The organism is Nonomuraea typhae, assembly GCF_009760925.1.
GTDB classification, from domain to species: domain Bacteria; phylum Actinomycetota; class Actinomycetes; order Streptosporangiales; family Streptosporangiaceae; genus Nonomuraea; species Nonomuraea typhae.
The window spans coordinates 305477-330642 of record NZ_VRLV01000008.1 but is presented as its reverse complement, the minus strand read 5'-3'; the positions used below and the strand labels follow the sequence as shown (position 1 = coordinate 330642).

At 70.0% G+C, this 25166-nt stretch carries 26 protein-coding genes; 15 read left to right on the top strand and 11 right to left on the bottom strand.

Annotated features, from left to right (window positions below; translation table 11 throughout):
- Positions 1-22 precede the first annotated feature (22 nt).
- The 4 genes from FVE25_RS30255 to FVE25_RS30240 are packed head-to-tail and all read left to right on the top strand — an operon-like array spanning position 23 to position 3671.
- The gene (locus tag FVE25_RS30255; RefSeq protein ID WP_157250489.1) at positions 23-1372 is read left to right on the top strand and encodes a phosphomannomutase/phosphoglucomutase; all 1350 of its coding nucleotides are present in this window, start codon (positions 23-25) and stop codon (positions 1370-1372) included.
- 3 nt (positions 1373-1375) lie between these two features.
- A complete protein-coding gene (locus FVE25_RS30250; RefSeq protein ID WP_157250488.1) occupies positions 1376-1543 on the top strand; it encodes a Trm112 family protein in 168 nt (55 codons plus the stop codon).
- 36 nt (positions 1544-1579) lie between these two features.
- A complete protein-coding gene (locus tag FVE25_RS30245) occupies positions 1580-2704 on the top strand; it encodes a bifunctional phosphoglucose/phosphomannose isomerase (protein WP_181019757.1) in 1125 nt (374 codons plus the stop codon).
- Positions 2705-2753: 49 nt separating this feature from the next.
- Positions 2754-3671 (top strand): cation diffusion facilitator family transporter, encoded by a 918-nt coding sequence (locus tag FVE25_RS30240; RefSeq protein ID WP_157250487.1) that lies wholly within the window; start codon positions 2754-2756, stop codon positions 3669-3671.
- A gap of 137 nt (positions 3672-3808) precedes the next feature.
- Here FVE25_RS30240 and FVE25_RS30235 read toward each other — a convergent pair whose 3' ends face one another.
- The 5 genes from FVE25_RS30235 to FVE25_RS30215 are packed head-to-tail and all read right to left on the bottom strand — an operon-like array spanning position 3809 to position 9711.
- Complete coding sequence (locus tag FVE25_RS30235) at positions 3809-4948, bottom strand: sensor histidine kinase (RefSeq protein ID WP_157250486.1); 1140 nt, start codon at positions 4946-4948, stop codon at positions 3809-3811.
- A gap of 58 nt (positions 4949-5006) precedes the next feature.
- Positions 5007-7115 carry a protein kinase domain-containing protein gene (locus tag FVE25_RS30230; protein ID WP_181019756.1) on the bottom strand — a complete coding sequence of 703 codons (2109 nt, stop codon included), beginning with the start codon at positions 7113-7115 and terminating at the stop codon, positions 5007-5009.
- A gap of 33 nt (positions 7116-7148) precedes the next feature.
- A complete protein-coding gene (locus tag FVE25_RS30225) occupies positions 7149-7625 on the bottom strand; it encodes a GerMN domain-containing protein (RefSeq protein ID WP_157250484.1) in 477 nt (158 codons plus the stop codon).
- Positions 7626-7630: 5 nt separating this feature from the next.
- Complete coding sequence (locus tag FVE25_RS30220; RefSeq protein ID WP_157250483.1) at positions 7631-9322, bottom strand: asparagine synthase-related protein; 1692 nt, start codon at positions 9320-9322, stop codon at positions 7631-7633.
- A 17-nt stretch (positions 9323-9339) separates the two neighbouring features.
- Entirely contained in the window at positions 9340-9711 is a 372-nt protein-coding gene (locus tag FVE25_RS30215; RefSeq protein WP_157250482.1) for a MerR family DNA-binding transcriptional regulator, read from the bottom strand.
- A 101-nt stretch (positions 9712-9812) separates the two neighbouring features.
- Between FVE25_RS30215 and ahcY the strand changes: the two genes are divergently transcribed.
- From ahcY to FVE25_RS30200, 3 genes are all read left to right on the top strand, one after another.
- A complete protein-coding gene (gene ahcY, locus FVE25_RS30210; RefSeq protein WP_157250481.1) occupies positions 9813-11240 on the top strand; it encodes an adenosylhomocysteinase in 1428 nt (475 codons plus the stop codon).
- A gap of 165 nt (positions 11241-11405) precedes the next feature.
- On the top strand, positions 11406-12632 hold the full coding sequence (locus FVE25_RS30205; RefSeq protein ID WP_157250480.1) for an adenosylhomocysteinase: 1227 nt from the start codon (positions 11406-11408) through the stop codon (positions 12630-12632).
- A gap of 85 nt (positions 12633-12717) precedes the next feature.
- Positions 12718-14094, top strand: coding sequence for an LVIVD repeat-containing protein (locus FVE25_RS30200; RefSeq protein ID WP_343046167.1), 1377 nt, complete (start codon positions 12718-12720; stop codon positions 14092-14094).
- A 55-nt stretch (positions 14095-14149) separates the two neighbouring features.
- Here FVE25_RS30200 and FVE25_RS30195 read toward each other — a convergent pair whose 3' ends face one another.
- Entirely contained in the window at positions 14150-14782 is a 633-nt protein-coding gene (locus FVE25_RS30195; RefSeq protein WP_157250478.1) for a DUF305 domain-containing protein, read from the bottom strand.
- A gap of 221 nt (positions 14783-15003) precedes the next feature.
- Here FVE25_RS30195 and FVE25_RS30190 point away from each other — a divergent pair, with 221 nt between their 5' ends.
- Both FVE25_RS30190 and FVE25_RS30185 read left to right on the top strand, forming a co-directional pair.
- The gene (locus FVE25_RS30190) at positions 15004-16338 is read left to right on the top strand and encodes an LVIVD repeat-containing protein (protein WP_157250612.1); all 1335 of its coding nucleotides are present in this window, start codon (positions 15004-15006) and stop codon (positions 16336-16338) included.
- 99 nt (positions 16339-16437) lie between these two features.
- A complete protein-coding gene (locus FVE25_RS30185) occupies positions 16438-17703 on the top strand; it encodes an LVIVD repeat-containing protein (RefSeq protein ID WP_157250477.1) in 1266 nt (421 codons plus the stop codon).
- Between the two features lie 18 nt (positions 17704-17721).
- Here FVE25_RS30185 and FVE25_RS56460 read toward each other — a convergent pair whose 3' ends face one another.
- Positions 17722-18768 (bottom strand): RDD family protein, encoded by a 1047-nt coding sequence (locus FVE25_RS56460; RefSeq protein WP_157250476.1) that lies wholly within the window; start codon positions 18766-18768, stop codon positions 17722-17724.
- Between the two features lie 30 nt (positions 18769-18798).
- Here FVE25_RS56460 and FVE25_RS30175 point away from each other — a divergent pair, with 30 nt between their 5' ends.
- The gene (locus tag FVE25_RS30175) at positions 18799-19791 is read left to right on the top strand and encodes a stage II sporulation protein M (protein ID WP_157250475.1); all 993 of its coding nucleotides are present in this window, start codon (positions 18799-18801) and stop codon (positions 19789-19791) included.
- Positions 19792-19905: 114 nt separating this feature from the next.
- On the opposite strand, the gene FVE25_RS30170 is transcribed toward FVE25_RS30175, so the two are convergent.
- Both FVE25_RS30170 and FVE25_RS30165 read right to left on the bottom strand, forming a co-directional pair.
- On the bottom strand, positions 19906-20241 hold the full coding sequence (locus FVE25_RS30170) for a hypothetical protein (protein ID WP_157250474.1): 336 nt from the start codon (positions 20239-20241) through the stop codon (positions 19906-19908).
- Between the two features lie 109 nt (positions 20242-20350).
- Positions 20351-21142: an ArsR/SmtB family transcription factor gene (locus FVE25_RS30165; protein ID WP_157250473.1), complete on the bottom strand. Its 792-nt coding sequence runs from the start codon at positions 21140-21142 to the stop codon at positions 20351-20353.
- 281 nt (positions 21143-21423) lie between these two features.
- Here FVE25_RS30165 and FVE25_RS30160 point away from each other — a divergent pair, with 281 nt between their 5' ends.
- From FVE25_RS30160 to FVE25_RS30140, 5 genes are read left to right on the top strand one after another with little or no spacing between them, the layout of a single operon-like run.
- Positions 21424-21837, top strand: a complete 414-nt coding sequence (locus FVE25_RS30160; protein ID WP_157250472.1) for a TOBE domain-containing protein — start codon at positions 21424-21426, stop codon at positions 21835-21837.
- Between the two features lie 9 nt (positions 21838-21846).
- Positions 21847-22629 carry a molybdate ABC transporter substrate-binding protein gene (gene modA, locus FVE25_RS30155; RefSeq protein ID WP_157250471.1) on the top strand — a complete coding sequence of 261 codons (783 nt, stop codon included), beginning with the start codon at positions 21847-21849 and terminating at the stop codon, positions 22627-22629.
- Between the two features lie 6 nt (positions 22630-22635).
- Positions 22636-23472 carry an ABC transporter permease gene (locus tag FVE25_RS30150; RefSeq protein ID WP_157250470.1) on the top strand — a complete coding sequence of 279 codons (837 nt, stop codon included), beginning with the start codon at positions 22636-22638 and terminating at the stop codon, positions 23470-23472.
- Positions 23454-24512 carry an ABC transporter ATP-binding protein gene (locus FVE25_RS30145; RefSeq protein ID WP_181019754.1) on the top strand — a complete coding sequence of 353 codons (1059 nt, stop codon included), beginning with the start codon at positions 23454-23456 and terminating at the stop codon, positions 24510-24512. Before FVE25_RS30150 ends, FVE25_RS30145 begins: the two co-directional genes overlap by 19 nt.
- The gene (locus FVE25_RS30140; RefSeq protein WP_157250468.1) at positions 24509-24733 is read left to right on the top strand and encodes a hypothetical protein; all 225 of its coding nucleotides are present in this window, start codon (positions 24509-24511) and stop codon (positions 24731-24733) included. Before FVE25_RS30145 ends, FVE25_RS30140 begins: the two co-directional genes overlap by 4 nt.
- Here the strand turns inward: FVE25_RS30140 and FVE25_RS55495 are convergent.
- Positions 24725-24901, bottom strand: a complete 177-nt coding sequence (locus FVE25_RS55495) for a hypothetical protein (protein WP_246267647.1) — start codon at positions 24899-24901, stop codon at positions 24725-24727. The genes FVE25_RS30140 and FVE25_RS55495 overlap by 9 nt on opposite strands.
- Positions 24898-25137: an NAD(P)-dependent oxidoreductase gene (locus tag FVE25_RS55490; protein WP_246267645.1), complete on the bottom strand. Its 240-nt coding sequence runs from the start codon at positions 25135-25137 to the stop codon at positions 24898-24900. The genes FVE25_RS55495 and FVE25_RS55490 overlap by 4 nt, the downstream gene beginning before the upstream one ends.
- Between the last annotated feature and the right edge of the window lie 29 nt (positions 25138-25166).

Sequence of the window (25166 nt, the reverse complement as noted above, 5' to 3'; positions counted from 1 at the left end):
CAACGACGACCTAGGAGCAGGAGTGGGCGATCTCGCCAAGATCTTCAAGGCCTACGACGTGCGCGGCGTGGTGCCTGACGAGCTGGACGAGCCGATCGCCGAAGCCGTGGGCGCGGCCTTCGTCGAGGTGACCGGCGCCACGTCGCTGGTCGTGGCACGCGACATGCGCACCTCCGGCCTCGCCCTGAGCGCCGCCTTCGTCCGCGGCGCCACCGGGCGGGGGGCCGACGTGATCGACGCCGGGCTCGGCTCCACCGACCTGCTCTACTACGCCAGCGGCAGCCTCGGGTTGCCCGGCGCGATGTTCACCGCCAGCCACAACCCGGCCCGCTACAACGGCCTGAAGATGTGCCACGCGGGCGCCGTCCCCGTCGGCTCCGACACCGGGCTCACCGCCATCCGCGACCGCGCCGCCGAACTCCTCGCCGCGGGCGTGCGTCCCGGCCCGGTCTCCGGCTCGGTCACCGAGAAGGACCTCCTGTACGGCTATGCCGCGCATCTGCGCGGGCTGGTTGACCTCACCGCGATCCGGCCCCTGAAGGTCGTCGTGGACGCCGGCAACGCGATGGGCGGCCACACCGTGCCCGCCGTCTTCGACGGCCTGCCGATCGAGGTGACGCCGCTCTATTTCGAGCTCGACGGCACCTTCCCCAACCACGAGGCCAACCCGCTGGAGCCGGACAACCTCCTCGACCTGCAGCGCACGGTCCTCGAGACCGGCGCCGACCTCGGCCTGGCCTTCGACGGCGACGCCGACCGCTGCTGGGTGATCGACGAGCGCGGCCGGTCGGTCTCGCCGTCGGCGATCACCGCGCTGGTCGCCGCCCGCGAACTGGCCAAGCACCCCGGCGCCATGATCATCCATAACCTGATCACCTCCCACGGTGTGCCGGAGATCGTCCGCGAGCACGGCGGCGAGCCGGTGCGCACGCGCGTCGGCCACTCCTTCATCAAGGCCGAGATGGCCCGCACCGGCGCCGTCTTCGGCGGGGAGCACTCGGCCCACTACTACTTCCGCGACTTCTGGTTCGCCGACTCGGGGATGCTGGCCGCCCTGCACGTGCTGGCCGCCCTCGGGGAGCAGGCGCGCCCGCTGTCGGAGGTCGTCGCGGCGTTCTCCCGCTACCACGCCTCCGGCGAGATCAACAGCACCGTCGCCGACCAGGCGTCCGCCCTGGCGATGGTCCGCGCGGCGTTCGCCGGCCGGGGCTCCTTCGACGAGCTCGACGGGCTGACGGTGACCGGGTCCGGCTGGTGGTTCAATCTGCGTGCGTCCAACACCGAGCCGCTGCTCAGGCTCAACGCCGAAGCGGCCGACGAAGGCAAGATGGCGGCGATCAGGGACGAGGTCCTCGCCGTCGTAAGGAGTTGAGAAGTGAAGATCGACGATTGGCTGCTCGAAATCCTGGCCTGCCCGGCGTGCAAGTCGCCGTTGCGCGCGGAGGCGGAGGCCGAAGAGCTGGCCTGCACCGGGTGCGGACGTCTCTACCCGGTACGCGATGACATTCCCGTTCTGCTGGTCGACGAGGCAAGGACTCCGTGAGCCCGGGAGAGGTGGCCGAACCCGGAGGACGTCAGGATGCACGGTGAGGCGGGCTCGACCTTGAGGTTCGCGCCTGACAGGCTCGACGATCAGACCTTCCTGGCCGACGCCGATCCCGGAGGCATGCTGCTCGCCGTGGCCGCCTCCGCCGCGCAGGTGCGCACCGGGTACCGCGCGGCCGTCGAGGCGGGCCTGCCCGGCCTGCGAGGGCGTCCGCGCGCCATCGTGGTGACGGGCATGGGCGGCTCGGCCATCGTCGGGGACATCCTGGCGGCGGTCGTCGGCAACGGCGCCCCGCTGCCGATCCTCACCGTGCGCTCCTACCAGCTGCCCGGCTGGGTGGGCGCCGCCGACCTGGTGATCGCCGTGTCCGCCTCGGGCCGTACCGAGGAGACGATGTCGGTGGCCACCGAGGCGGTCCGGCGCGGGTGCTCGATCGTGGCCGTCGGCAGCGCCGGCTCGCCGCTGGAGTCGGTCGCCCGGCAGGGCTCCGGGATCTTCGTCCCGGTCCCCGTCACCGGGCAGCCGAGGGCGAACGTCTGGCTGCTGGCCGTACCTTTGCTGGTGGCGGCGAGCGCGCTGGGGCTGACCAGCGCCGACGAGGACCTGTTCGAAGGCGTGGCCAAGTCGCTGGAGGACATCGCGCACCGCTGCCGGCCCTCCAGCGAGTCGTTCATCAATCCGGGCAAGCAGCTCGCGCTCGAACTGGCCGAGAGCATTCCCATGCTCTGGGGCGCCTCGCAGGTGACGTCGGTGGCCGCCTACCGGCTGGCGTGCCAGCTCAACGAGAACGCCAAGTACCCCGCGGTCTCCGGCGAGCTGCCCGAGGCCAACCACAACCAGGTCGTCGCCTTCGACGGGCCGCTGGCCGAGCGTGACGTGTTCGCCGACGACGGCGGGCGGACGCTGCGGCTGGTGATGATGCGCGACGCCGACGAGCATCCGCAGGTGACCCGGCGCCGCGAGGCGTCGGTCCGGATGGCGCACGACCGTAACGTTCGGGTCACCGAATTGTCGGCCGAGGGCACCCATCCGCTGGAGCGCATCGCCTCGCTGATCGAGCTCGGCGACTTCGCCAGCGTCTATCTGGCGCTCGGCTACGGTCTCGATCCGACCCCGGTGACGGCGATCACAGAACTCAAGGCGAGAATTTCCCCATAAGATCCCCCTCCGGGATTGTGTTTGGTCAAACCAAGAGTGGAGATTCGCAGTGAGCGCGAGTGGCGGTACCAAAGCGATCATCGCGGCTCTGGCCGCGAACCTGGCCATCGCCGTGGCCAAGTTCGTGGCCTTCCTGTTCACGGCCTCGTCCTCGATGCTGGCCGAGTCCATCCACTCGGTCGCGGACTCGGGCAACCAGGCCCTGCTGCTGATCGGTGGCAAGCGGGCGCAGCGCGAGCGGACGAAGGAGCACCCGTTCGGCTACGGCCGCGAGCGCTACTTCTACGCCTTCGTGGTCGCGGTCGTGCTGTTCACGATCGGCTCGGCCTTCTCGATCTACGAGGGCATCCACAAGCTGAGCTCGCACGAGCCGCTGAACAACCTCGGCTGGGCCGTCGGCGTGCTGGTCTTCGCGATCATCGCCGAGAGCTTCTCCTTCCGCACCGCGATCAAGGAGTCGAACGCGGTGCGCGGCAACCAGGGCTGGGTGGCGTTCATCCGCCGCTCGAAGTCACCGGAGCTGCCGGTCATCGTGCTGGAGGACCTCGGCGCGCTGCTGGGCCTCATCTTCGCGCTGTTCGGCGTGTCGATGGCGGCCATCACCGGCAACCCCGTCTGGGACGCCATCGGCACACTGATGATCGGTGTGCTGCTGGGCATCATCGCCATCGTGCTGGCGATCGAGACGAAGTCGCTGCTGCTGGGCGAGGGCGCCGCGCCGGAGGTCGAGGAGCAGATCCGGGCCGCCCTGGAGAACGCCCCCGAGGTCACCCGCGTGATCCACATGCGGACGTTGCACCTGGGACCGGAGGAGCTGCTGGTGGCCGCCAAGATCGCGGTCGCGCACGACGACACGGCGGCGGAGGTGGCGCGCGGCATCGACGAGGCGGAACAACGCATCCGCGCCGCCGTTCCCATCGCCCGCGTCATCTACCTCGAGCCGGATCTCGACCGCGCGGCGGTGTGATTTCCTTCTGTTACGGCGAAGCCGCCCCCACGCCACCCGCCGACGTGCGTCGGCGCCGATCGTGGGGGTCGCTTCTCACGTCGGACACACGACCCGCCGTCACGGCCCTTCGTCAGCCGGCTGCGGCCTTTCCTGCGTTAGGTGAGGGGTAGTCCTGCCTTCACCAGGAAGCCGCCGCCGTCGGCCGGCTCGGCGGCGAACCAGCCGCCCAGGCCCAGGGCCCGCTCGCGCATCCCGATGAGCCCGTGCCCGCCCGTGCCGATCTCCGCCGGTCCGCCGTCGTTGGCGACCCGGATGGCCAGGAGGTTCGGCCGGTAGACCAGTTCGATCGAGACGCGCGAGCCGGGCGCGTGCCTGGCGGCGTTGGCCAGGCACTCCTGGAGAATGCGGTAGGCCGAGACGTCCACGGCCTGGGGGAGGTCGGCCCGCTCGCCCACGACGTCCAGGTCCACCTCGCCCTCGTGCTGCCCGATGAGCTCGTCCAGCCGCGCCAGCCCCGGTTGTGGCGCGGTTTCCGGGACGGCGGTGATGTCCGCCCTGAGCACCCCGAGCAGCCTGCGCATCTCGGCCAGGGATCCCCGCGCCGCCGCGGCGATCTCCGCGAACTCGGCCTTCGCCTCCTCGCTCAGCCCCTCCAGCGTGTACGGCGCGGCCTCGGCCTGCACCGCCACCATGGAGATGGAGTGGGCCACCACGTCGTGCATCTCCCTGGCGATGCGCGCCCGCTCGGCCATGGCCGCCTGCTCGCGCTGGGCGGTGATGACCTGGTCGACGCTGTCCTGCTTGACCTCGGCCACCTCGGCCCGGCTGCGGACCGCGTCGGCGGTCACCCCGGTGCCGACCGCGAACGCGGCCAGGAGGATCCCGGCCAGGGCGTCGCCGCTGAAGGCGTATCCGATGACGAGACCGAGCATCGCGCTGATCCCGGTGGTGATCCAGGCAAGCTTTCGCTCCAGCATCCGCAGGAGGGTGAAGAGCGTCAGCATTCCTGAGAGGGTGACCATCATGACGGGGATCGGTCCCACGTATGCCCACATCAGCACGGTGGCGCCGCCGCCGAGCGCGGTGAGCACGATCGTGACCCAGGGCAGCCGGCTCCGCACGGCCTGCGGCGCGGTGGCGAGGAGCACCGCGATCACGCCCGGGAAGGTGTGCAGCTGGAGGTTGCCCACGGCCAGGACCGTGAGTCCCACCGCGATGGCCACGTCCACGTAGGGCGAGGACAACCGCCGGCGGACCGTCTTGAGGTCGATGGAGATGGTCTCGGCCTGTTGCATGCCAGGAATTGTGCAGGTATCGCCGGACTGGCGGCGTCACTCGAAAGAGTGATCCGGCCTATCCCGGTGCCCAGATCGCGGTGAAGACGGGCCGCCGTGCCGTACCCGACACCTGGATCACGGCCGGGTGGTAGTCCTTCGCGGCCCTGAGGCGGTCGCGGTAGGCGGCGGGGGTGAGGTCGCCGTAGTGGAGATAGGGGCGGCTGTCCTTGCGCCACACCGTGCTGTACCTGCGGTCGGGGGTGGCGGCCAGCGTCGCCGGGCGGTATCCCTGGGCGCGCAGCCGCCGGTGGGTGCGCTCCTGCGTGGCCCAGTCGAGGTTCAGGGTGGTGCGCCAGGCGGTCTTGCCGGGGGACCAGACGGCGGCGTAGCGCCGGTCGCCGGGCGGGCCGTACGCGGAGACCCAGCGCAGGGTCATGCGGGTCTGGTAGTGGCGGATCTTGGCACGGAACCGGACCTCGGTCAGCCCCCAGAACGCGTGGTTGCCGCGCTGTTTGACCAGTGCGCCCGCGTACGTCACCCGCCTGCCCGCGCCCAGGCCCGCGATCAGCTCGACCCGGTAGCCCATGGCCGACGCGCGGGCCAGGAGGCGTTGGGTGGCCTCCTGGCTCAGCCCGTGGAACATGCGCAGCTTCGGACCCGGACGCTTCGCCCACACGACCGTGTACCGCTCGCCGGTGACCAGGCTCAGGGAGATCGGCCGGAATCCGGCAGCGGTCAGCTGGGCGGCCCTGGCGGCGTGCTCGGCCCTGGACAGGTTGTAGTAAGTCCGGATGTTTCCGGTGTCCACCTCTGCGGGGTACGGCCCGGCGGGCTGAGCATGCGGAGGCCGGGTGGTGTCCGGGTCGGTGGGCCGCACCGAGGGCAGGCCGGCGGGGTCTTCGGTGGGATGGATGGGCGGGTCTTCGATGGGCCGGCCGGCCGGGTTTTCCGAGGACTGGGCGGGAGGGGGCTCGGTGGGCTGGCCGACGGAGCCCTCCTGGGACCATCCCGCCGGGTCTTCGGTCGGCCGGCCGGCGGGATCGTCTGGCGGTTGGCCGGCAGCGGCCTCGGTGGGCTGCCCGGCCAGGTGCTCGGTGGGCAGGTCAGCCGGGTTTCCGGTCGGCTGGCCAGCAGGGTTTGCGGTGGGCTGGCCGGCCGGGTGGGTGGAGGGCCGGACGGCGCCGGTGACCGGGGCCACGGCCTTCGGGCCGCCTGCCGTACCGGAGTCGAAGGCCAGGATCGCCACCACGCCCGCCACGGTCACGCCGACGCCGGCCAGCGCGCCCGCCACCCGCTTCCCGCGGCCACGGCTCCGTGCGGGTTTGGGGGCCGGTGGTGGGGCGGGGGCCGGTTCGGGGGCGGGTTCGGGGGATGGCGCGGGTGCGGGTGGCGGGGTGCGGTGGCCTACGCCGGTCAGGTCGAGGAGGAGGTCGGCGGCGGTGGGGCGGTGGGCCGGGTCCTTGGTGAGGGCGGCTGCGAGCGGGGTGCGCAGAGGTTCGGGGAGGGCGGCCAGGTCGGGGGAGTCGTGCAGGATGCGGTGCATGACCGCGGGGATCCCTTCGGCGGCGAAGGCGTGCCGGCCGGTGGCGGCGTAGTACACCACGGCGGCCCAGGCGAAGACGTCCGCGGCCGGTTCCGCGCGGTGGCCGTGGAAGGACTCGGGCGCCAGGTAGAGGGGCGTGCCGACGACGTTGCCCGACGTGGTGGCGGTCATGTCGCCGGCCCGGGCGAGGCCGAAGTCGATCAGCCGCGGGCCGTCGGAGCTGAGCAGCACGTTGGCGGGCTTGAGGTCGCGGTGGACGATTCCGGCCCGGTGGATGGCGGCCAGGGCCATCACCAGGCCGGAGGCGAGGCGGGTGAGGGGTTCGGGCGCGAAGGGGCCGGTGGTGGCGACGGCGTGGGCCAGGGTGGGGCCTTCGATGTATTCGCTGGCGATGTACGGCTGGGGTCCGTCCAGGCAGACGTCGACGATGCGGGCGATCCAGGCGGGGCTGACGCGCCGGGCGGCGGCCACCTCTTTGGCGAAGCGGTCGCGCAGTTGGGGGTCGGCAGGGCGGTGGAGGACCTTCAGGGCGAGTGTCCGGCCGCCGGCGGCTTCGGCGAGGTAGACGACGCCTTGGCCGCCGTTGCCCAGTCGGCCGCGTAAGTGGTACCCGGCGATCGTCTGCGGGTCATCAGACGTCAAGGGCTGCATTAACGGGATATTAGAGGAACCAGGCTATTCGTGGCCGGTTAGGCAGGATGTCCCGGAGTCTGACTGATCGAACAGGCAGCGCCCGCCCTTGTCTAGGGTGATGACCTTCGTCACCGTGCTGAACTGGCGCAATGTCTTGCCGATCGTGTTCAGGATGCGTGCGTCGCCGCCCACGCCGGTGCCGTACACGGTCCGGCAGAAGCGCAGCGTGGCCTTGCCTGAAGCAATCTTCAGCCGGAAGTCGGCCCCGCAGTCGGAGCGCCCGCGGATCTGCGCGCCGAGTTCGGAGTGCAGGCCGCGGCGCTTCTCGGCCGCGGTCGGGCCCTTGATGAGTTGTTCGATCGCGAAGCGGGCGAGGCCACGGTCCGGGGCGGCGCGGGTGACGGCCACGGTCGCGCCGGGGATGCCGAAGCCTTTGGAGAAGTACACCTTGACGGTTGGGGCGCTGTTCGCCTGCAGGGGTGTGGTGGCGAGCAGCATGGCCACCAGCAGCTCTTTCATACTCTCTATGACGTCATTATCGGGCGCTTGGTTGGCACCGTGACGCGCCCGCGCGCAGCCGCCGCCGGGACGGTCAGATCCGTGCCCAGCAGCGTCGCCACGGTGTAGAGCTGCCAGACGAACGCGGGCTTGACCAACCGGCCGCCGTCGAACAGCGCCGGCACCTTCTCCATCCTGACGATCTCGCCCAGCCGGTCGCACGAGGTGATCGTCCGGGCGAGCTCTTCCGCCAGCTCGGGCCCGGGCTCGGCCCGCCAGTTGAACGGCTTGGCCGCCTTGCCGCTGAGGCGGCGCTCGGCCCTGCGGCGCCAGCGTGCCAGCACGCCCTCGGTGCGGAACCGCCAGTCGCCGCCCTCCAGAGGCACGCCGGCCAGCGGCGGCGCGAACGTCTTGATGAGCCGGTGAACCAGCCGCTCCGACCGGCGCACGCCCGGGTCCAGGCTCAGGGCGGCGGCGACCACCCGGTTGTCCAGGAACGGCTGCACCGGCGTGCCCTGGCGCAGCATCGCGGCCCGCGCGGCGGCGTGCCAGCGGCCGACGCGGAAGCGCACGTAGAGGTGGTCGGGCACGTGGATGCCGGTCGAGGTCCACGCCAGGTCCTCGGCGTGGGCGTTGGCCGCCTCGGTGAACAGGGCGCGGTTGGCCAGGAAGAGCGTCTGCGTGCGCTTGCGCACCGCCTCGGGCGTCGTCTCCTCCATGGCCGACAGGTAGCCGCCGCGCAGGATCTCGCCGTTGTGCCCGCCCAGCCGCGGCACGTCGCTGTAAGGGGCGTCGGCGGTGATGTTCTCGTAGGCCGACAGCATGCCCTCGCAGACGCGCAGCACGTGCTGGACCCGGTCGGCCGGGTGCAGGACCGACAGGTCGCCCGCCTGCGTGACCGGCCGCGTCACCTCGTGCTCGACGCCGAGCGCGGCGGCCACCCGCCGGGCCACGACCACGTCGGGATGGTCGTCGAAGCCCGAGGTGGAGGCGCGGAACGGGATTCCGGCGCCGTGCAGCAGCGCCGCGATCAGGCGGCTGTCGCGCCCGCCGGTGAGCGTGACCCGCACCGGCTCCTGCCCGCGCAGCGGACTCACCGCGCTCAGCATCCGCTCGGCCACCTTCGCGAAGCCGGTACGGCCACGCCCCGCGGTCAGCGGTTCGGTGGTGACGCGCAGCCGGTCACCGGCTTCCAGGAAGGAGGCGGGCGGCAGAGCGCGCACGCCCTCGAACGGGGTCTCCTCCGAAAGGAAGTAGCCCTGCCGGGCGATCGACTGCAGGGCGGCCACGTCGTAACGGACTGCGCCGTGCGCGGCCAGCCGTACCAGAAGGGCGCGGTTTCCCACGACGACCAGGTCGGGCGTCTCGGCGACGTAGACGGGGTCGGCGGGCGCGATCGAGGTCGAGGCGGTGAGGCCGTGCTCGTCGGCGCGCAGCAGGGCGAAGCAGCCGGGCTGCGTGTAGGCGGGACCGGGACCGGGCTCGCCCGGGTGGTGGCCGGAGGTGACGGTGATGCCGCCGGGGCCGATCCGGGGCTCCCAGCCGGGCTCGTTGCTCCACGCGAGCACGTGGACGCCGGCCCGCGCCCACGAGAAGCCCCGTACCCGCGCCGGGCTGGCCGGGAAGGCGGCCCCGGCCGCCTCCTCGGCCCGCCGGACGGCCCCGATCAGGGCCTCCTGGCGGTGTGGTCGTGCGGAAACAGCCAGGAAAACCCTCATCGACGCCCCCCGACGCGCTAGCGATCACCTTTCGGGGGGTTGGATGCAGAAGTCGGCCCGGAGGTTCGCAGGAGGCGCAGCGCCTTCTCCTTCTCGAAGTCCAGGGCGCGGCGCGGCGCCTGCAGCCTGCCGATGCGGATGCCCAGCTCACGCACGGCCTGCGCGACCGCGGGCTCGCTCAGCACGCGCAGCGCGAAGGCCAGTTCGGCGGGGGAGACGTCGAAGCGCCGCTCCAGCTCCACCCCCTGGGCCACGGCGGCCAGTTCGTCGTCGCCGAAGCGGCGGTGGGCGCCCTGCTCGCGTACCGGGGGCAGCAGGCCGAGTGACTCGCGGTATCTGAGCATTCTGGGCGACATTCCCAGCCGCTTCGCCGCCTCCGTAATCCGCATCCTTACATTCTTACGTCAGATTCGGGGTCCACGAGTCGCAACCGGCCGCACGAGGTGCCTACACTCGACGGCGACAACTTCGTGACACGAGGGGAACCCAGATGGACTTCAAGGTCGCCGACCTTTCGCTGGCCGAGTTCGGCCGCAAGGAGATCAGACTCGCCGAGCACGAGATGCCCGGGCTGATGGCGGTCCGCAAGGAGTACGCGGCCTCCCAGCCCCTGCGCGGCGCGAAGATCATGGGCTCGCTGCACATGACCATCCAGACGGCCGTCCTCATCGAGACGCTGGTGGCGCTGGGCGCCGAGGTCCGCTGGGTGAGCTGTAACATCTTCTCCACCCAGGACCACGCCGCCGCCGCGGTCGTCGTCGGCCCCAACGGCACCGTCGACAACCCGCAGGGCGTGCCCGTCTTCGCCTGGAAGGGCGAGACGCTGGAGGAGTACTGGTGGTGCACCGACCAGGCCCTCAGCTGGCCGGGCGGTGACGGCCCCAACATGATCCTGGACGACGGCGGCGACGCCACGCTGCTGGTCCACAAGGGCGCCGAGTACGAGAAGGCCGGCGCCGTACCCTCCGCCACCGAGAACGACCCGGAGGAGTGGCACGTCATCATCGACCTGCTCAAGCGCACGGTCACCGGCGAGAAGCGCTGGACCAAGACGGCCGAGCGCATCAAGGGCGTCACCGAGGAGACGACCACCGGCGTCCACCGCCTGTACGAGATGTTCAAGAACGGCACGCTGCTGTTCCCGGCCATCAACGTCAACGACTCGGTCACCAAGTCGAAGTTCGACAACAAGTACGGCTGCCGCCACTCCGTCATCGACGGCCTCAACCGCGCCACCGACGTGCTGATCGGCGGCAAGGTCGCGGTCATCTGCGGCTACGGCGACGTCGGCAAGGGCTGCGCCGAGGCGCTGAAGGGCCAGGGCGCCCGCGTCATCGTCACCGAGATCGACCCGATCTGCGCCCTGCAGGCCGCCATGGACGGCTTCCAGGTCACCACGCTGGAGGAGGTCGTCGGCATCGCCGACATCTTCGTGACGACCACCGGCAACTTCAACATCATCCGCGCCGACCACATGGCGCGGATGAAGCACCAGGCGATCGTCTCGAACATCGGCCACTTCGACAACGAGATCGACATGGCCGGCCTCGCCAAGACCGAGGGCATCGTCAAGAACAACATCAAACCGCAGGTCGACGAGTGGGTCTTCCCTGACGGCCACAGCATCATCGTGCTGGCCGAGGGCCGCCTGATGAACCTCGGCTGCGCCACCGGCCACCCGAGCTTCGTCATGTCGAACTCCTTCACCAACCAGGTGATCGCGCAGATCGAGCTGTTCGCCAAGACCGAGGAGTACCCGATCGGCGTCTACGTGCTGCCCAAGCACCTGGACGAGAAGGTCGCCCGCCTGCACCTGGCCGCGCTGGGCGTCAAGCTCACCACGCTCACCAAGGAGCAGGCCGAGTACATCGGCGTCGACGTGGAGGGCCCCTACAAGCCCGACCACTACCGGTACTGATCGCTTCCTTTAGATTTACGGCCGGCCGCCCCCACACCACCCGCCGACGTGCGTCGGCGCCGATCGTGGGGGTCGCTTCTCACGTCGGACATATGACTCGCCGTCACGGCGCCCCCTTGACCACCTGGGTGGTCTTGGGGGCGCCGCCGTACATGGGAGAGAACGATGGACCTGGGGGAGCGGCGGATCAGCTGGGCGGCGCGTGCCATGCCCGTGTTGACCGCCATCGGGGTGCGGTTCGACGAGGACAAGCCGCTGGAGGGCCTGCGGATCGCCGCGTGTCTTCATGTCACCGCTGAGACGGCTGTGCTCATGGGGGCGTTGCGGGCCGGAGGCGCTGAGATCGCTCTTGCCGCGTCCAATCCCCTGTCCACGCAGGATGACGTGGCTGAGGCGCTGGGTGCTTATGATATTTCGGTCTTTGCCCGAGCCGGAGTGGATCGGGGGACCTATTACCGGCATATCCATGAGGCGCTGGATATTTCGCCGGATATCGTGCTTGACGATGGTTGTGATCTCGTCAACATTCTGCACACCGAGCGGACCGACCTGCTGAGCCAGGTGAGCGCTGGGACCGAGGCGACCACCACCGGCGTCATCCGGCTGCGGCAGATGACCTCGGAGGGCGCGCTGAGGTTCCCGGTCGTCGCGGTCAACGACACGCGGACCAAGCGGATGTTCGACAACCGCTACGGCACCGGTCAGTCCACGCTGGACGGGATCATGCGGGCCACCAACACCATGCTGGCCGGGAAGACCGTGGTCGTGGCCGGGTTCGGGTACTGCGGGCGCGGGGTGGCCGAGCGGGCCAAGGGGCTCGGGGCGCGCGTGGTGGTGACCGAGATCGACCCGGTCAAGGCGCTGGACGCGGCGCTGCAGGGGTACGCGGTCATGGGGATGGGGCCGGCGGCCGAGATCGGGGACGTGTTCATCACCGTGACCGGCAACCGGGACGTCATCCGCGGGGAGCACCTGGCCGTCATGAAGGACGGCGCCATCCTCGCCAACGCCGGGCATTTCGACGTGGAGATCGACGTGCGGGCGCTGGACGATCTGGGCGTCGAGGTGCATCGCGGGGTACGGCCGAGCACCGACGAGTACGTGCTGGCCGACGGGCGGCGGTTGCTGCTGCTGGCCGAGGGGCGGCTGGTGAACCTGACCGCGGCCGAAGGCCATCCGGCAGCGGTGATGGACCTGTCGTTCTCCGCCCAGGCGCTGGCCGTCGCCTGGCTGGCGCGGGAGCGGGGCACGCTGGTTCCGGGCGTCCACGACGTACCGGGAGAGATCGACGTCGAGGTGGCGCGGCTCAAGCTGGCGGCGAATGGGATGGAGATCGATACGCTGACCGCCGACCAAGAGGAATACCTGCATTCCTGGCGGTATGGCTCCTGAGTCTGTGACAGAAACAGGACAAATACGGGATCGATCATTAAATAGGTGGATAATCCTGGGCACTTCTCTCTGTAGGAGGCTCTTGGTGAAGATCACTGCATTACCCCGCCTGGTCGCCATAGCAGCACTGGCGCTGGTGACCTCGTGGGCAGGACTCCCCGCGCACGCGGCGGACGACGTCGTCAAAAGCGACAACATCCGCCTGGAAGCACACCTCGACCTGCCGGCGGGCGCCGCCATTAGCAGCGACATCGCGTTCCAGGGCAACTACGCCTACGTTGGCAACTTCAACGGCTTCTCGATCTACAACATCAAAAATCCGAAATCGCCCCAGCTCGTCAGCACGGTGAGCTGCCCGGGCGGCCAGATGGACGTGACGATCCTCGGCAACCTGCTCGTCACCTCCGTTGACAGCTCGCGCAACAACGACTCCTGCCAGAGCACGCCGCAGAGCGCGACGCTCAAGGACTCGTGGGAGGGCCTGCGCATCTTCGACGTGGGCGACCCGGCCAATCCCCGCTACGTGAAGTCCGTCGAGACGAAGTGCGGCTCCCACACCCACACGATCGCGCCGGCCAAGGGCCGTGACGCCAAGCGGTTCTTCTACGTCTACGTCTCCTCCTACCTGCCGGCCGCCGACTTCCCCGACTGCCAGCCGCCGCACGACCTCGTCTCGGTCGTGAAGGTTCCGATCGCCAACCCGCAGGCGGCGGCCGTGGTCAACACGCCGGTCGTCTTCCCCGACGGCGGCAACGAGACCCAGCCCGGGCTCCTCCTGCCCACCCAGGGCTGCCACGACATCACCGTCTACGCCGAGAAGGACATCGCCGCCGGCGCCTGCATGGGCGATGGCGTGATCTTCGACATCCGCGACCGCGAGAACCCGCGGATCAAGGCCAGGACCACCGACCCGAACTTCGCGTTCTGGCACTCGGCCACCTTCAACAACGACGGCGACAAGGTCGTCTTCACCGACGAGCTCGGCGGCGGCGTCGAGGCCATGTGCACCGCCGCGCAGGGCCCGAACCGCGGCGCCGACGCGATCTACGAGATCCGCGGGCACCGGCTGGTCTTCAAGAGCTACTACAAGATCTCCCGGCCGCAGACCGAGCAGGAGAACTGCGTGGCCCACAACGGGTCCCTGCTGCCGGTCAAGGGCCGCGACATCATGGTCCAGGCGTGGTACCAGGGCGGGCTGTCCGTCTGGGAGTTCACCGACTCCTCCCGGCCGAGGGAGATCGCCTTCTTCGACCGCGGCCCGATCAACCCCTCGCAGATCGTGCTGGGCGGCTACTGGTCCACCTACTACTACAACGGCTACATCTACGGCAGTGAGATCGCCCGCGGCTTCGACGTGCTCAAGGTCGACGACCGGCGGACGAACCCGGCCAACCGCGTCCGGGTGCCGCTGCTGAACGTGCAGACCCAGTCCCGCTACCCCGAGCGCGGCTGGGGCTGGTAGGCCCTTCTCCGGGTACGGCCCGCACTGCCCGGGCGGGCCGTACCTTTGACGTCGCTCAGAGCGCGGCGAGGATCTCGCGCATGCGGCGGATCTCGGCCGTCTGGCCGACGCCGATGTCGTTGGCCAGTTCCTCGACCCGGATGTGCGTGCCGCCGGTCAGCACCTGCCCGGTCATCTTGATGGCGCCCTGGTGATGGTTGATCATCAGCTCCAGGTAGAGCTTGTCGAACGCCTTCCCCGTCGCCGCCTTGAGCTGTTCCAGCTGCAGCGGCGTGGCCATGCCCGGCATGCCCTGGTGCTGCGCGTGGTGCTCGGGCACCTTCTGGCCCTGCTGCTGCAGCCACGTGCTCATGTACTGGATCTCGGGTCCCTGGGCGTCCTTGATGCGCGAGGCGAGGCCCTTGACCTTCTCCGAGGCCGCTCTGGTCGGGGCGAGCACCGACATGTCCAGCGCCTGGCGGTGGTGGATGACCATGTCCTGCATGAACTTGATGTCCGCGGCGTTGGCCGTGGGCGAGGGTACGGCTGTCGCCGCCTCGGCGGGTGACAGCGTCCTGGCGGTCTCACCGGGTCTGCCGGGCGCTATGACGGGAGCCGTCGAGTCGGCGCGCGGCGGCGGCTCCTTCGCGCTGGTGCAACCGGCGAGGGCCACTCCCACGCCCATGACGACGATGAGCGCGACGCGCAACTGGCCTCCCTGACTGCCCCATGCCGTAAACGGTCACTCTAGACGACGGAGGCACCGGATGAAAGACGGCAAAGCGCCACAAAGTTTGACAGCTTGCGAGCTGGCCTTCGTTCATGATTCGTAGAATGATTTCTTCATTTATGCCCCCTTTATAGGAGGACTGAGTGTTATTCCGCAGGGCCCTCATCGTGATCGGCACCGCCACCGTCCTGGCCGGAGGCATGCTCCCCGCATCGGCGGCGGACATCCCCGCCCCTGGTGAAGTGGTCATGAGCGACAACATGCGGCAGGTGACGAACGTCCCCAAGCCCGCTGCGCTCACCGACATCAACACCGACATCGCTTTCCAGGGCAGATATGCCTACGTCGGTAACTACTACGGCTTCTCGATCTACGACATCGCCAACCCGAAGCGGACCCGGCTGGTCAGCAGCGTGGTCTGTCCGGGTGGCCAGATGGACGTCTCGGTGCACGGCAACCTGCTGTTCGCCGCCGTCGACTCCTCCCGCAACAACGACTCCTGCAGCAGCACGGGTCAGAGCGCCTCGATCAAGGAATCCTGGGAAGGAATCCGGATCTTCGACATCAGCAACAAGGCGCAGCCCCAGTACATCAAGTCGGTCGAGACGAACTGCGGCTCCCACACGCTGAGCCTCGTGCCCGGCAAGGGCCGCGACGCGTGGCGGAACCTCTACGTGTACGTCTCGTCGTACAGCCCGTCGGCCACCTTCCCCGACTGCAACGTCCCGCACGACAAGATCTCCATCATCAAGGTCCCGCTGCGCAAGCCGACCGACGCCCACGTGGTCGCCACCCCGGTGCTCTTCCCCGACGGCGGCAACCCCGGCCTCCCGCTGCCCTACCCGGACGGCAAGTCGGCCACCAGCGGCTGCCACGACATCACCGTCTACGCCGAGAAGGACGTCGCCGCCGGCGCCTGCATGGGCGAGGGCGTCCTGATGGACATCTCCGACCGGCTCAACCCGAGAGTCACCGCGACCGTGCGCGATGACGTCAACTTCGCGTTCTGGCACTCGGCCACCTTCAACAACGCCGGCACCAAGGTCGTCTTCACCGACGAGCTCGGCGGCGGCGGCCGGGCCACCTGCAACACCACCATCTCCCCGACGCGTGGCGCCAACGCCTACTACGACATCGTCGGCGGCCAGCTGGAGTTCCGCAGCTACTTCAAGATCCCGCGCGTCCAGGCCGACACCGAGAACTGCGTGGCCCACAACGGCTCGCTGATCCCGGTCAAGGGCAGGGACATCATGGTCCAGGCGTGGTACCAGGGCGGCATCTCCGTCGTGGACTTCACCGACTCGGCCCAGCCGCGGGAGATCGCCTGGTACGAGCGCGGCCCGGACAACACCGCGCCCGCGCTGTCCGGCGGCATCTGGTCCGCCTACTACTACAACGGCTACATCTACGGCTCCGACTTCAACCTCGGTCTGGACGTCCTCCAGATCAACGACCGGCTCACGAACCGGGCCAAGCACGTCCGGCTCGACCACCTGAACCCGCAGACCCAGGAGTCCTACCCCGAGTGGAGGTAGCACGCCAGGGTGCCGCCGCCGTCACCGCACGCGGTGGCGGCGGCGCGCTCGCGTGCTGACATAGTGGGACATGTGGTGTCCCTAGTCGGCAGAATCGTGATGGCGGCAACCTTGGCCCTCGCCGGGCTGGCCCCCGCCTCCTCCCGCATCACCCTCGTGGCCAACGTCCCCAAGCCCTTCGCCGGTGAAGCGGCGTACAACACCGACCTGGCCTTCCAGGGCCGGTACGCCTACCAGGGCAACTACAACGGGTTCACCGTCTACGACATCAAGGACCCGGCCAAGCCCCGCGTCGTCAGCCGCGTCGCCTGCCCGGGGGCGCAGAACGACGTGTCGGTGACCGGGAAACTCCTCTTCCTGTCCGTGGACGAATCGCGCTCGGGCGACTCCTGCTCCAGCAAGTACGGCTCGCCGACCGACAAGGGATCCTGGGAAGGCATCCGGATCTTCGACATCAGCGACAAGGCCCGGCCCAAGTACATCAAGGCCGTGAAGACGGACTGCGGCTCGCACACCCACACCCTCGTGCCGGACAAGTCTGGCAAGTCGGTCTATTTGTATGTTTCGTCGTATGGGCCGGGCAGCATCCTGGCCGGCTGCAAACCGCCCCACGACAAGATCTCCATCGTCAAGGTGCCCCTCGACCAGCCCACCGCCGCCAAGGTCGTCGCCACCCCGGTGCTCTTCCCCGGCCAGAGCGGCGGCTCCACCACCAGCGGCTGCCACGACATCACCGTCTACCCCGCCAAGAACCTCGCCGCCGGGGCCTGCATGGGCGACGGCGTCCTGCTGGACATCTCCGACCGCGAACACCCCAAGGTCACCACCCGGGTCAGCGACCCGAACTTCGCCTTCTGGCACTCGGCCACCTTCAACAACGCGGGCACCAAGGTCGTCTTCACCGACGAACTGGGCGGTGGCGCGGCCGGAGTCTGCGACGCCGCCACCGGGCCCTCGCGCGGGGCCGACGCCATCTACGACATTCACGATGGCGAGCTGGTCAAGCAGGCGTACTTCAAGATCCCCCGGCACCTGAGCGGGCGGTACAACTGCGTGGCGCACAACGGGTCCCTGCTGCCGGTCAAGGGGCGCGACATCATGGTCCAGGCGTGGTACCAGGGCGGGGTCTCGGTCTTCGACTTCACCGACTCGGCCGCTCCCCAGGAAATCGGGCACTACGCGCGCGAGCCGTACAAGGGGCGGGACATCGCCGGGTCCTGGTCGGCCTACTACTACAACGGGCACATCTACAGCAGTGACATCCAGATGGGGCTGGATGTGCTGCGGATCGACGACCCGCGTACCGATCCGGCCAAGAAGGTGATCTTGAAGGTCCTCAACACGCAGACGCAGTACGGGTACTGACCCGGGTACGCGCCGGTCTCAGGCGGGCGGGGCGAAGCCGCCGGGGGTCGTCGCCGGGGGCTCCGGCGTCGGACGCGGCGGCGGCATGGACGGCCCCGGCTGCGGCGGCATCGGGGGGCCCGGGTGGACGGGACGGCCCGTGGGCGGCGGGGCCGCGCCGTACCCCTGGGGCGCCGGCTGGCCGGGCCACGGCGCCGGGGGCCGGGCGGCCGGGCCGTACGGCTGCATGGGGGGCTGAGGGGCCGCGCCGTGCGTCGGTTGCATGGGGGGCTGAGGGGCCGGGCTGTGCGTCGGCTGCATGGGGGCCGCGGGCTGCTGGGTACGGCGGGCCAGCCGTACCTCCTCCCTGCGGCGGCGCTCGGCCAGGACGGCGCTCAGGTAGGCGTGCGGCGGCACGCCGTTGGGGGCGGCGGGCGTGACGTAGGAGGCCATCTGGGTGGCGATCCGCACCCCCATCTCGTGCTGTACGGCGGGCGCGAGGTCATGCCAGCGGGCCAGGTACTGCCGGGCGGCCGTGGCCACGCCATCGGGCAACTGCGACAGCTCCAGCGTCGCCGCCCACGCGGCCAGCGGCGGCGGCATCACGATCATCTGGGTGTTGTCCCGCGGCACCCGCTCCGAGATCACGATCGTCCCCGCGAACAGGTCCCCGAGGCGCTTGCCCTTCTGCGAGATCAGCGACGTGATCAACGCCGGTGCGCCGTAGAGCAACCAGAACTCCAGCACCCCGGCCAGCCCCCGCATCAGCGCCTGCCGGAACCGCTCCGGCCCGCCGTCGTCGCCGACCACCCGCAACCCCATGGCCAGCTTGCCGAGGCTGCGCCCCCGGGTGAGCGTCTCGAAGATCACCGGATAGCCGACCATCACCGTCACGACCATGATGATGTTGACCGCCGCGAACAACGCCGGATCGCTGATCACCGAGAATCCGAGCAACAGGAAGTAGGTGCCGACCATCAACACGATCTGCACGATCATGTCGATCAGCAGCGCGGCCGCCCGCGAGAGCATCTGCGCCACGCGTACCTCGACGACGACGGCGTCTCCCGTCACAACCTCGGACATACCGGGAGCCTAGTCGGTGAGAATGGTCAGGTGGATATCGACGCCTTCATCACCGCGCACCGCCCCACCTGGGATCGGCTGGATCATCTGGTCAAGCAACGCGGCCGGTTGACCGGCGCGGAAGTCGACGAACTCGTCGAGTTGTACCAGCGCGTGTCCACCCACCTCTCCATTGTCCGCTCCGCATCGACCGACGCGATGCTGACCGGCCGCCTTTCGGCCCTGGTGGCCAGGGCCCGCTCGGCAGTGACCGGAGCGCATGTGCCCGCCTGGAAGGAGTTCATCCGCTTCTTCACGGTCTCCTTCCCGGTCGTCGCCTATCGGGCCCGCTGGTGGTGGCTGGCGACAACGGTCGCCTTCGTCCTGGCCTCCTGGATCATCGGCGCCTGGGTGGCCGCCAACCCCGAGGTCCAGCAGGCCATCGCCAGCCCCGACGAGGTCACCCAACTGGTCGAACACGACTTCGCCGACTACTACTCGGAGAACCCGGCCGCCTCCTTCGCCAGCCGCGTCTGGATCAACAACGCGTGGGTGGCGGCGGTGATGCTGATCGGCGCCATCTTCATGGGCCTCCCGATCCCGTACCTGCTCTTCCAGAACGCCGCCAACGTGGCAGTCTCCGGCGGCCTGATGGCCTCCCGCGGCAAACTGGACATCTTCTTCGGCCTGATCACCCCGCACGGCCTGCTGGAACTGACGGCAGTCTTCCTGGCCGCCGCGGTGGGCATGCGACTGGGCTGGACGGTGATCGACCCCGGCCCACGCAAACGCTCCGACGCGATAGCGGAACAGGGCAGAGCGGTCATGAGCGTGGCCCTGGGCTTGGTGGTGGTCCTGTTCGTCTCAGGCCTGATCGAAGCCTTCGTAACCCCCTCGGGCCTGCCCACCTGGGCCCGCATCACGATCGGCGCAGTGGCCCTGATCGCCTTCCTGGCGTACGTGTACGTCTTCGGCCGCAGGGCCGCCCAGGCCCAGGAAACCGGCGACCAGGACCTGGCCCCCGACCTGGCCCCCACAGCCTGAACGACAAAGGCAAGGTGCTCCGCTACGCTCCGCGCGTTCGGCCTACTGGTTAACACCCCACGCAGTCATAGAGGACTTCCTGCCGGCAAGAGTCCTGGACTGCCCGCTTGGCCTTCAGGGAAGCCCAGGAGACGCGATCGAGCACCCGGGCACGGGCCCGCGGCGCGGCGTCAGGCGGGCGATGGGAACCTGGCGGTGCCGCGTCACCTCGTGTCGCTCGTAGACGGAGGCGTGCTTGAGGAGCCTCCTGAGCAGGATGCCCTGCTGGGCGGGGCCGGTGAGCATGGTGATGTCGACCGCTATCTGCTGATCGGTGAGCGTCGCGGCACTGGCGGTGTGCAGGGCGGCCGTCAAGGTGGTCTCGGCATGTGACGCCAGGACGATGTAGTCGTCGCCGTCCGGGAGGTAGGACACCGTGACGGTTTCGCCGAGGGGGTCGTCCGGTCCCATGATGGTGAGAAGCGATTCCAGCCTGGCACCGAGCCGGGGGCTCGGGCCAGGCTGGGGGTGGCGGCTTGGGGTGGATGGTCGTGATGTCGTTCAGCCCCGATCGGGGAGGTCACGCATCGTCCGGCAGCGGTTCGCCGGTCTCCAGCAGCGTCTTCAGGCTCGCCACCACGTTCGGCCAGCCGTGGCTGACCATCTCGGCCAGGGCCGATCCGGGTTCGAAGCCGTCGTGTACGACGGTGAGCTTCACGACCGGTGCGTTCTCCTCGAGCGTGAAGGTGACCTTCGAGCGGGGTTCGCCGGCCAGCCGGGTGAGGAGTTCGTCGTCCCAGCCGAAGCGCTTGGCGAGCTCCGGGGTGATGGCGTGCCAGGTGTAGGAGAGCCGCGTGTAGGGATCGGCCTCCAGCACGACCTGCTCCGGGTCGGTGAGCACCACGCCGTGGTTGTCCCAGGTCATGGGCGAGCCGGCGGACCAGTCCGTGGTGAACTCCGTGGCCCAGTAGCGGCGGGTGAAGGCGGGCTCGGTCAGCGCCTGCCAGAGCTTCTGCGGGGTGGTGCGGATGTAGGTGGTGTAGACGAAGGTCGGCGCGTCCATCGGGGTCTCCTCCAGTGCGAGTTTCAGGTCCGCCAGGGCTTGGACCCTGGCCTGGTCGTAGCGGCTGATCCATCGGTGGGCGATCTCGTGCACGGGTGCGGCGTTGAGGTAGTGCAGCTTCTCCCGGCCCCGCCGTACGGTGGTGACGAGCCCGGCCGTCTCCAGCACCGCGAGGTGCTTGCTGACGGACTGCCTGGCCATGTCGAGTCCTGCGCACAGCTCGCGCAGCGTCTGCCCGTTGCGGGCGTTGAGCGAGTCGAGCAGCGCGCGCCGGCTCGGATCGGCCAGTGCCTTGAACACCTCGTCCATGCGCGTCCTCGTCATCGGGTTGCCGCCCATCGATATGCAGCCTTCTGGCTGCCTTTAATTTAGGCAGCCGAATGGCTGCCTGTCAAGGCATGCGGCTCGGTGAGACCTCGCCGGTCTCTTCGGCAGCGGGCCGGTCAACGTGTGCTTCTCGGGGCCGCGGGAGGTTGAGGACTCGACGCGCCGTGACCCGTGGATGCGAGGGCAGAATCGTAGATTGTGTCGCTCCTGCGGCGGAAGACCGGTCTTCAGGGTGGAATGTGCGGAAGGTATGGTGAGGGCTTGTGACGACGTTTCGGATCAGCGAGGCCGCGGCTCTGCTCGGGGTCAGCGCGGACACGGTCCGCCGCTGGGTGGACGCGGGCCGGCTGGGCGCCGAGCGGGACGAGCACGGCCATCGGCGGGTCAACGGCGCTGATCTGGCCGCGTTCGCGAGGTCGCAGATCGAGGCGAGCGATGACGGGGGTCGCTCGTCGGCGCGCAACCGCTTTCGCGGGATCGTGACCGACGTGGTGCGCGATGCGGTGATGGCGCAGGTGGAGATCGCCGCCGGGCCGTACCGGGTGGTGTCGCTGATGAGCCGGCTGGCGGCCGACGAGCTGGGGCTGGAGGCGGGCGTCGTGGCGGTCGCCGTGATCAAGTCCACCAACGTCGTCGTGGAGATTCCGGGCCACGAACGTGTGGCCAGTCATTCGTGAGGAGCCCCTGTGGTGTTCAGGCGTCTTTCCCGATGGGCGATCGCCCTGCCCGTCGCGCTCGCGCTGGTGGGTGTGTCCGGGTGTGGGGCGAGTACGGCGGCGCCGTCCCAGGCCCCGTCGGCGAAGGCCCGGGAGCTGACGGTGTTCGCGGCGGCATCGCTGACCGGGACGTTCACCGAGCTCGGCAAGAGCTTCGAGGCCGCGCATCCGGGCACGACGGTGAGGTTCAACTTCGGCTCCAGCGCGACGCTGGCCCAGCAGATCGTCCAGGGCGCCCCGGCCGACGTGTTCGCCGCGGCCAGCCCGGCCACGATGAAGACGGTGACCGACGCGTCGCTGGCCGCCGCGCCGGCCAGGTTCGTGCGCAACAAGCTGGAGATCGCCGTGCCGCCGGACAATCCGGCCAAGGTGGACGAGCTCAAGGACCTGGCCGACGCCAAGGTGAAGGTGGCGTTGTGCGCGGAGCAGGTGCCGTGCGGGGCCGCCGCGGTCAAGGCGCTGGGCGCGGCCGGGCTCAAGGTCACGCCGGTGACGCTGGAGCAGGACGTCAAGGCCACGCTGACCAAGGTGGAGTTGGGTGAGGTGGACGCGGCGCTGGTCTACAAGACCGACGTGCTCGCCGCCAAGGGCAAGGTGACCGGCATCGCCTTCCCCGAGGCGAACCAGGCGATCAACGACTATCCGATCGCCACTCTGTCGAAGGCCGGAGACCTGGCGAAGCAGTTCGTGGATCTGGTGCTGTCGCAGCAGGGCAAGGACGTGCTGACCAAGGCCGGCTTCGAAGCCCCCTGATCCGGGATGAGCACGCCGAGTCCGCTCGATCGCCGGCCCGCCGGGCCTCCGCCCGCGCGCCGGAAGGCGCGGCTGCCCTGGATGCTGGTCGTGCCCGCGCTGGTGGGGCTGGCGTTCCTGGTCCTGCCGCTGGCGGGCCTGCTGGTCCGCGCGCCGTGGTCCACCCTTCTCGTACGGCTGGCCGAGCCGCAGGTGCTGGAGGCGCTGCGGTTGTCCCTGGTGACGGCGACCGTGGCCACAGCCGTGTGCCTGCTGCTCGGGGTGCCGCTGGCCTGGCTGCTGGCCCGGGTCTCCTTTCCCGGGCGGCGGGTGGTGCGGGCGCTGGTGACCGTGCCGCTGGTGTTGCCGCCGGTGGTCGGCGGCGTGGCGTTGCTGCTGGTCCTGGGGCGGCGGGGGCTGGCCGGGCAATGGCTGGAGGCCACGTTCGGGATCACCCTGCCGTTCACCACGGCGGGGGTGATCGTGGCCGAGGCGTTCGTGGCCATGCCGTTCCTGGTCATCAGCGTCGAGGGCGCGCTGCGCGGGGCCGACCAGCGCTTCGAGGAGGCGGCCGCGACGCTCGGCGCCTCGCGGTGGACCGTGTTCCGGCGGGTGACGCTGCCCATGGTGCTGCCCGGCGTGGTGGCGGGGGCGGTGTTGTGCTGGGCCCGGGCGCTGGGGGAATTCGGGGCGACCATCACGTTCGCCGGCAACTTCCCCGGCACCACCCGGACCATGCCCCTGGCCGTATACCTGGCCTTGGAGACCGAGCCGGAGGCGGCCATCGTGCTGAGCCTCGTGCTGCTCGCCGTCTCGGTGATCATCCTGGCCAGCCTGCGCGATCGGTGGGTGAGCACACCGTGAATCCGAGCCTGCACGCCCGGCTGGTCGTCAACCGGCCCGCCTTCACCCTGGACATCACCCTGGAGGTCGCCTCCGGCGAGGTGGTGGCGTTGCTCGGGCCCAACGGCGCGGGCAAGACCACCGCCCTGCGCGCCCTGGCCGGGCTGACCGCCCTGGCGCAGAACGGGGAGATCGTCCTGGCCGGCCGCCCCCTGCACACGCTGGCCGCCGAGCAGCGCCCGATCGGCATGGTCTTCCAGGACTATCTGCTCTTCCCGCACCTGAGCGCGCTGGACAACGTCGCCTTCGGCCCGCGCTGCCAGGGCGTGGCCAAGACCGAGGCCCGCCGTACCGCTGCCGAGCTTCTCGAACGGGTCGGGCTGACGGAAAGGGCGTCGGCCAAGCCGCGGCAGTTGTCCGGCGGGCAGGCGCAGCGGGTGGCCCTGGCGCGGGCGCTCGCGGTGCGGCCCGAGCTGCTGCTGCTGGACGAGCCGCTGGCCGCCCTCGACGCCCACACCCGGCTGGAGATCCGCTCCCAGCTGCGCCGCCACCTGGCCGCCTTCGACGGGGCCACGGTTCTGGTGACCCATGACCCGCTCGACGCCATGGTGCTGGCGGACCGGCTGATCGTCATCGAGAACGGCGCCGTCGTCCAGCAGGGCGCCCCGGCCGACGTCGCCCGCCGCCCGCGCACCGACTACGTGGCCCGGCTGGTCGGGCTCAACCTGTATCGGGGCGTGGCGGACGGCGCGGGCGGGGTCAAGGTCGGGAAGTTGCTGGTGCACACCTCGGAGCACCTCGACGGGCCGGCCTTCGTCGCGTTCCCTCCGGCGGCGGTGGCGTTGTACCGCTCCCGGCCGGACGGCAGCCCGCGCAACCTGTGGCAGGCCACCATCGACGGCATCGAACGGCACGGCGACAACGTCCGCGTGCACCTCGACGGCCCGGTCACCGCGTTCGCCGACATCACCCCGGCCGCCGTCGCCGACCTCGACCTGACGCCGGGCCAGCAGATCTGGGCCTCGGTCAAGGCCGCCGAGACCCACGCGTACCCGGCATGAACGCCGACTGCAACGCCATCTGCCTCGGCGGCCCCTGCCACGGCCTGCTGACCCACATCGACCAGGACATCGGCATCCTGGACATCCCCATACCCTGCCCGGCCCCGGGCGAGGACCGCGCCCCGTACCGCATCACCCGCGAACGGGTCCGCTACTGGGGCCGGGCCGAGCCGTACATCGCCCTGCACTGGACCGGCGCCTGCGCCTGCGCGTCAACGTGACCGGGTGGAGTAGGAGTGCGCGCCCGCCCCGGCCGGGGCGCCGCCCTCGACGATGAGGTACTCCTCGCGGATCGGCGTCCCGTCCAGCCAGGACTCGAGGATCTCGCGGGTGCCGGCGGCGTAGCGGGCCTGGGCCGACAGGGAGGAGCCGGAGATGTGCGGGGTCATGCCGTGGTGCGGCATGCTGCGCCAGGGGTGGTCGGCGGGCGCGGGTACGCGCCGCGCTTCATCGTGGCGATGAGCTCGTCGCCGAACAGGCCCTCGGTCTCCGGGTGCAGCGGGGCGTTGACCGTCACCACGTCGCAGTGCGGGGCCATCGAGGCGGCGTCGGGGTGGAAGGTGAGGCCGAGCTCCTCCTCGACCTCGGTGGGCAGACGGCGCCGGTCGGTGTAGTACAGGTGCACGTCGAACGCCTTGAGCCGGCGCAGGACCG

What these genes read in the sequence shown, in the direction of transcription:
- FVE25_RS30165 (WP_157250473.1), bottom strand. Translation starts at nt 21,142, where the DNA reads ATGGACGAGGTGTTCAAGGCACTGGCCGATCCGAGCCGGCGCGCGCTG.
- FVE25_RS30185 (WP_157250477.1), top strand. Translation starts at nt 16,438, where the DNA reads ATGGCGGCAACCTTGGCCCTCGCCGGGCTGGCCCCCGCCTCCTCCCGC.
- FVE25_RS30245 (WP_181019757.1), top strand. Translation starts at nt 1,580, where the DNA reads ATGCACGGTGAGGCGGGCTCGACCTTGAGGTTCGCGCCTGACAGGCTC.
- FVE25_RS30205 (WP_157250480.1), top strand. Translation starts at nt 11,406, where the DNA reads ATGGACCTGGGGGAGCGGCGGATCAGCTGGGCGGCGCGTGCCATGCCC.
- FVE25_RS56460 (WP_157250476.1), bottom strand. Translation starts at nt 18,768, where the DNA reads ATGTCCGAGGTTGTGACGGGAGACGCCGTCGTCGTCGAGGTACGCGTG.
- FVE25_RS30150 (WP_157250470.1), top strand. Translation starts at nt 22,636, where the DNA reads ATGAGCACGCCGAGTCCGCTCGATCGCCGGCCCGCCGGGCCTCCGCCC.
- FVE25_RS30170 (WP_157250474.1), bottom strand. Translation starts at nt 20,241, where the DNA reads ATGGGACCGGACGACCCCCTCGGCGAAACCGTCACGGTGTCCTACCTC.
- FVE25_RS30190 (WP_157250612.1), top strand. Translation starts at nt 15,004, where the DNA reads ATGCTCCCCGCATCGGCGGCGGACATCCCCGCCCCTGGTGAAGTGGTC.
- ahcY (WP_157250481.1), top strand. Translation starts at nt 9,813, where the DNA reads ATGGACTTCAAGGTCGCCGACCTTTCGCTGGCCGAGTTCGGCCGCAAG.
- FVE25_RS30220 (WP_157250483.1), bottom strand. Translation starts at nt 9,322, where the DNA reads ATGAGGGTTTTCCTGGCTGTTTCCGCACGACCACACCGCCAGGAGGCC.
- FVE25_RS30225 (WP_157250484.1), bottom strand. Translation starts at nt 7,625, where the DNA reads ATGAAAGAGCTGCTGGTGGCCATGCTGCTCGCCACCACACCCCTGCAG.
- FVE25_RS30235 (WP_157250486.1), bottom strand. Translation starts at nt 4,948, where the DNA reads ATGCAACAGGCCGAGACCATCTCCATCGACCTCAAGACGGTCCGCCGG.
- FVE25_RS30215 (WP_157250482.1), bottom strand. Translation starts at nt 9,711, where the DNA reads ATGCGGATTACGGAGGCGGCGAAGCGGCTGGGAATGTCGCCCAGAATG.
- FVE25_RS55495 (WP_246267647.1), bottom strand. Translation starts at nt 24,901, where the DNA reads ATGACCCCGCACATCTCCGGCTCCTCCCTGTCGGCCCAGGCCCGCTAC.
- FVE25_RS30140 (WP_157250468.1), top strand. Translation starts at nt 24,509, where the DNA reads ATGAACGCCGACTGCAACGCCATCTGCCTCGGCGGCCCCTGCCACGGC.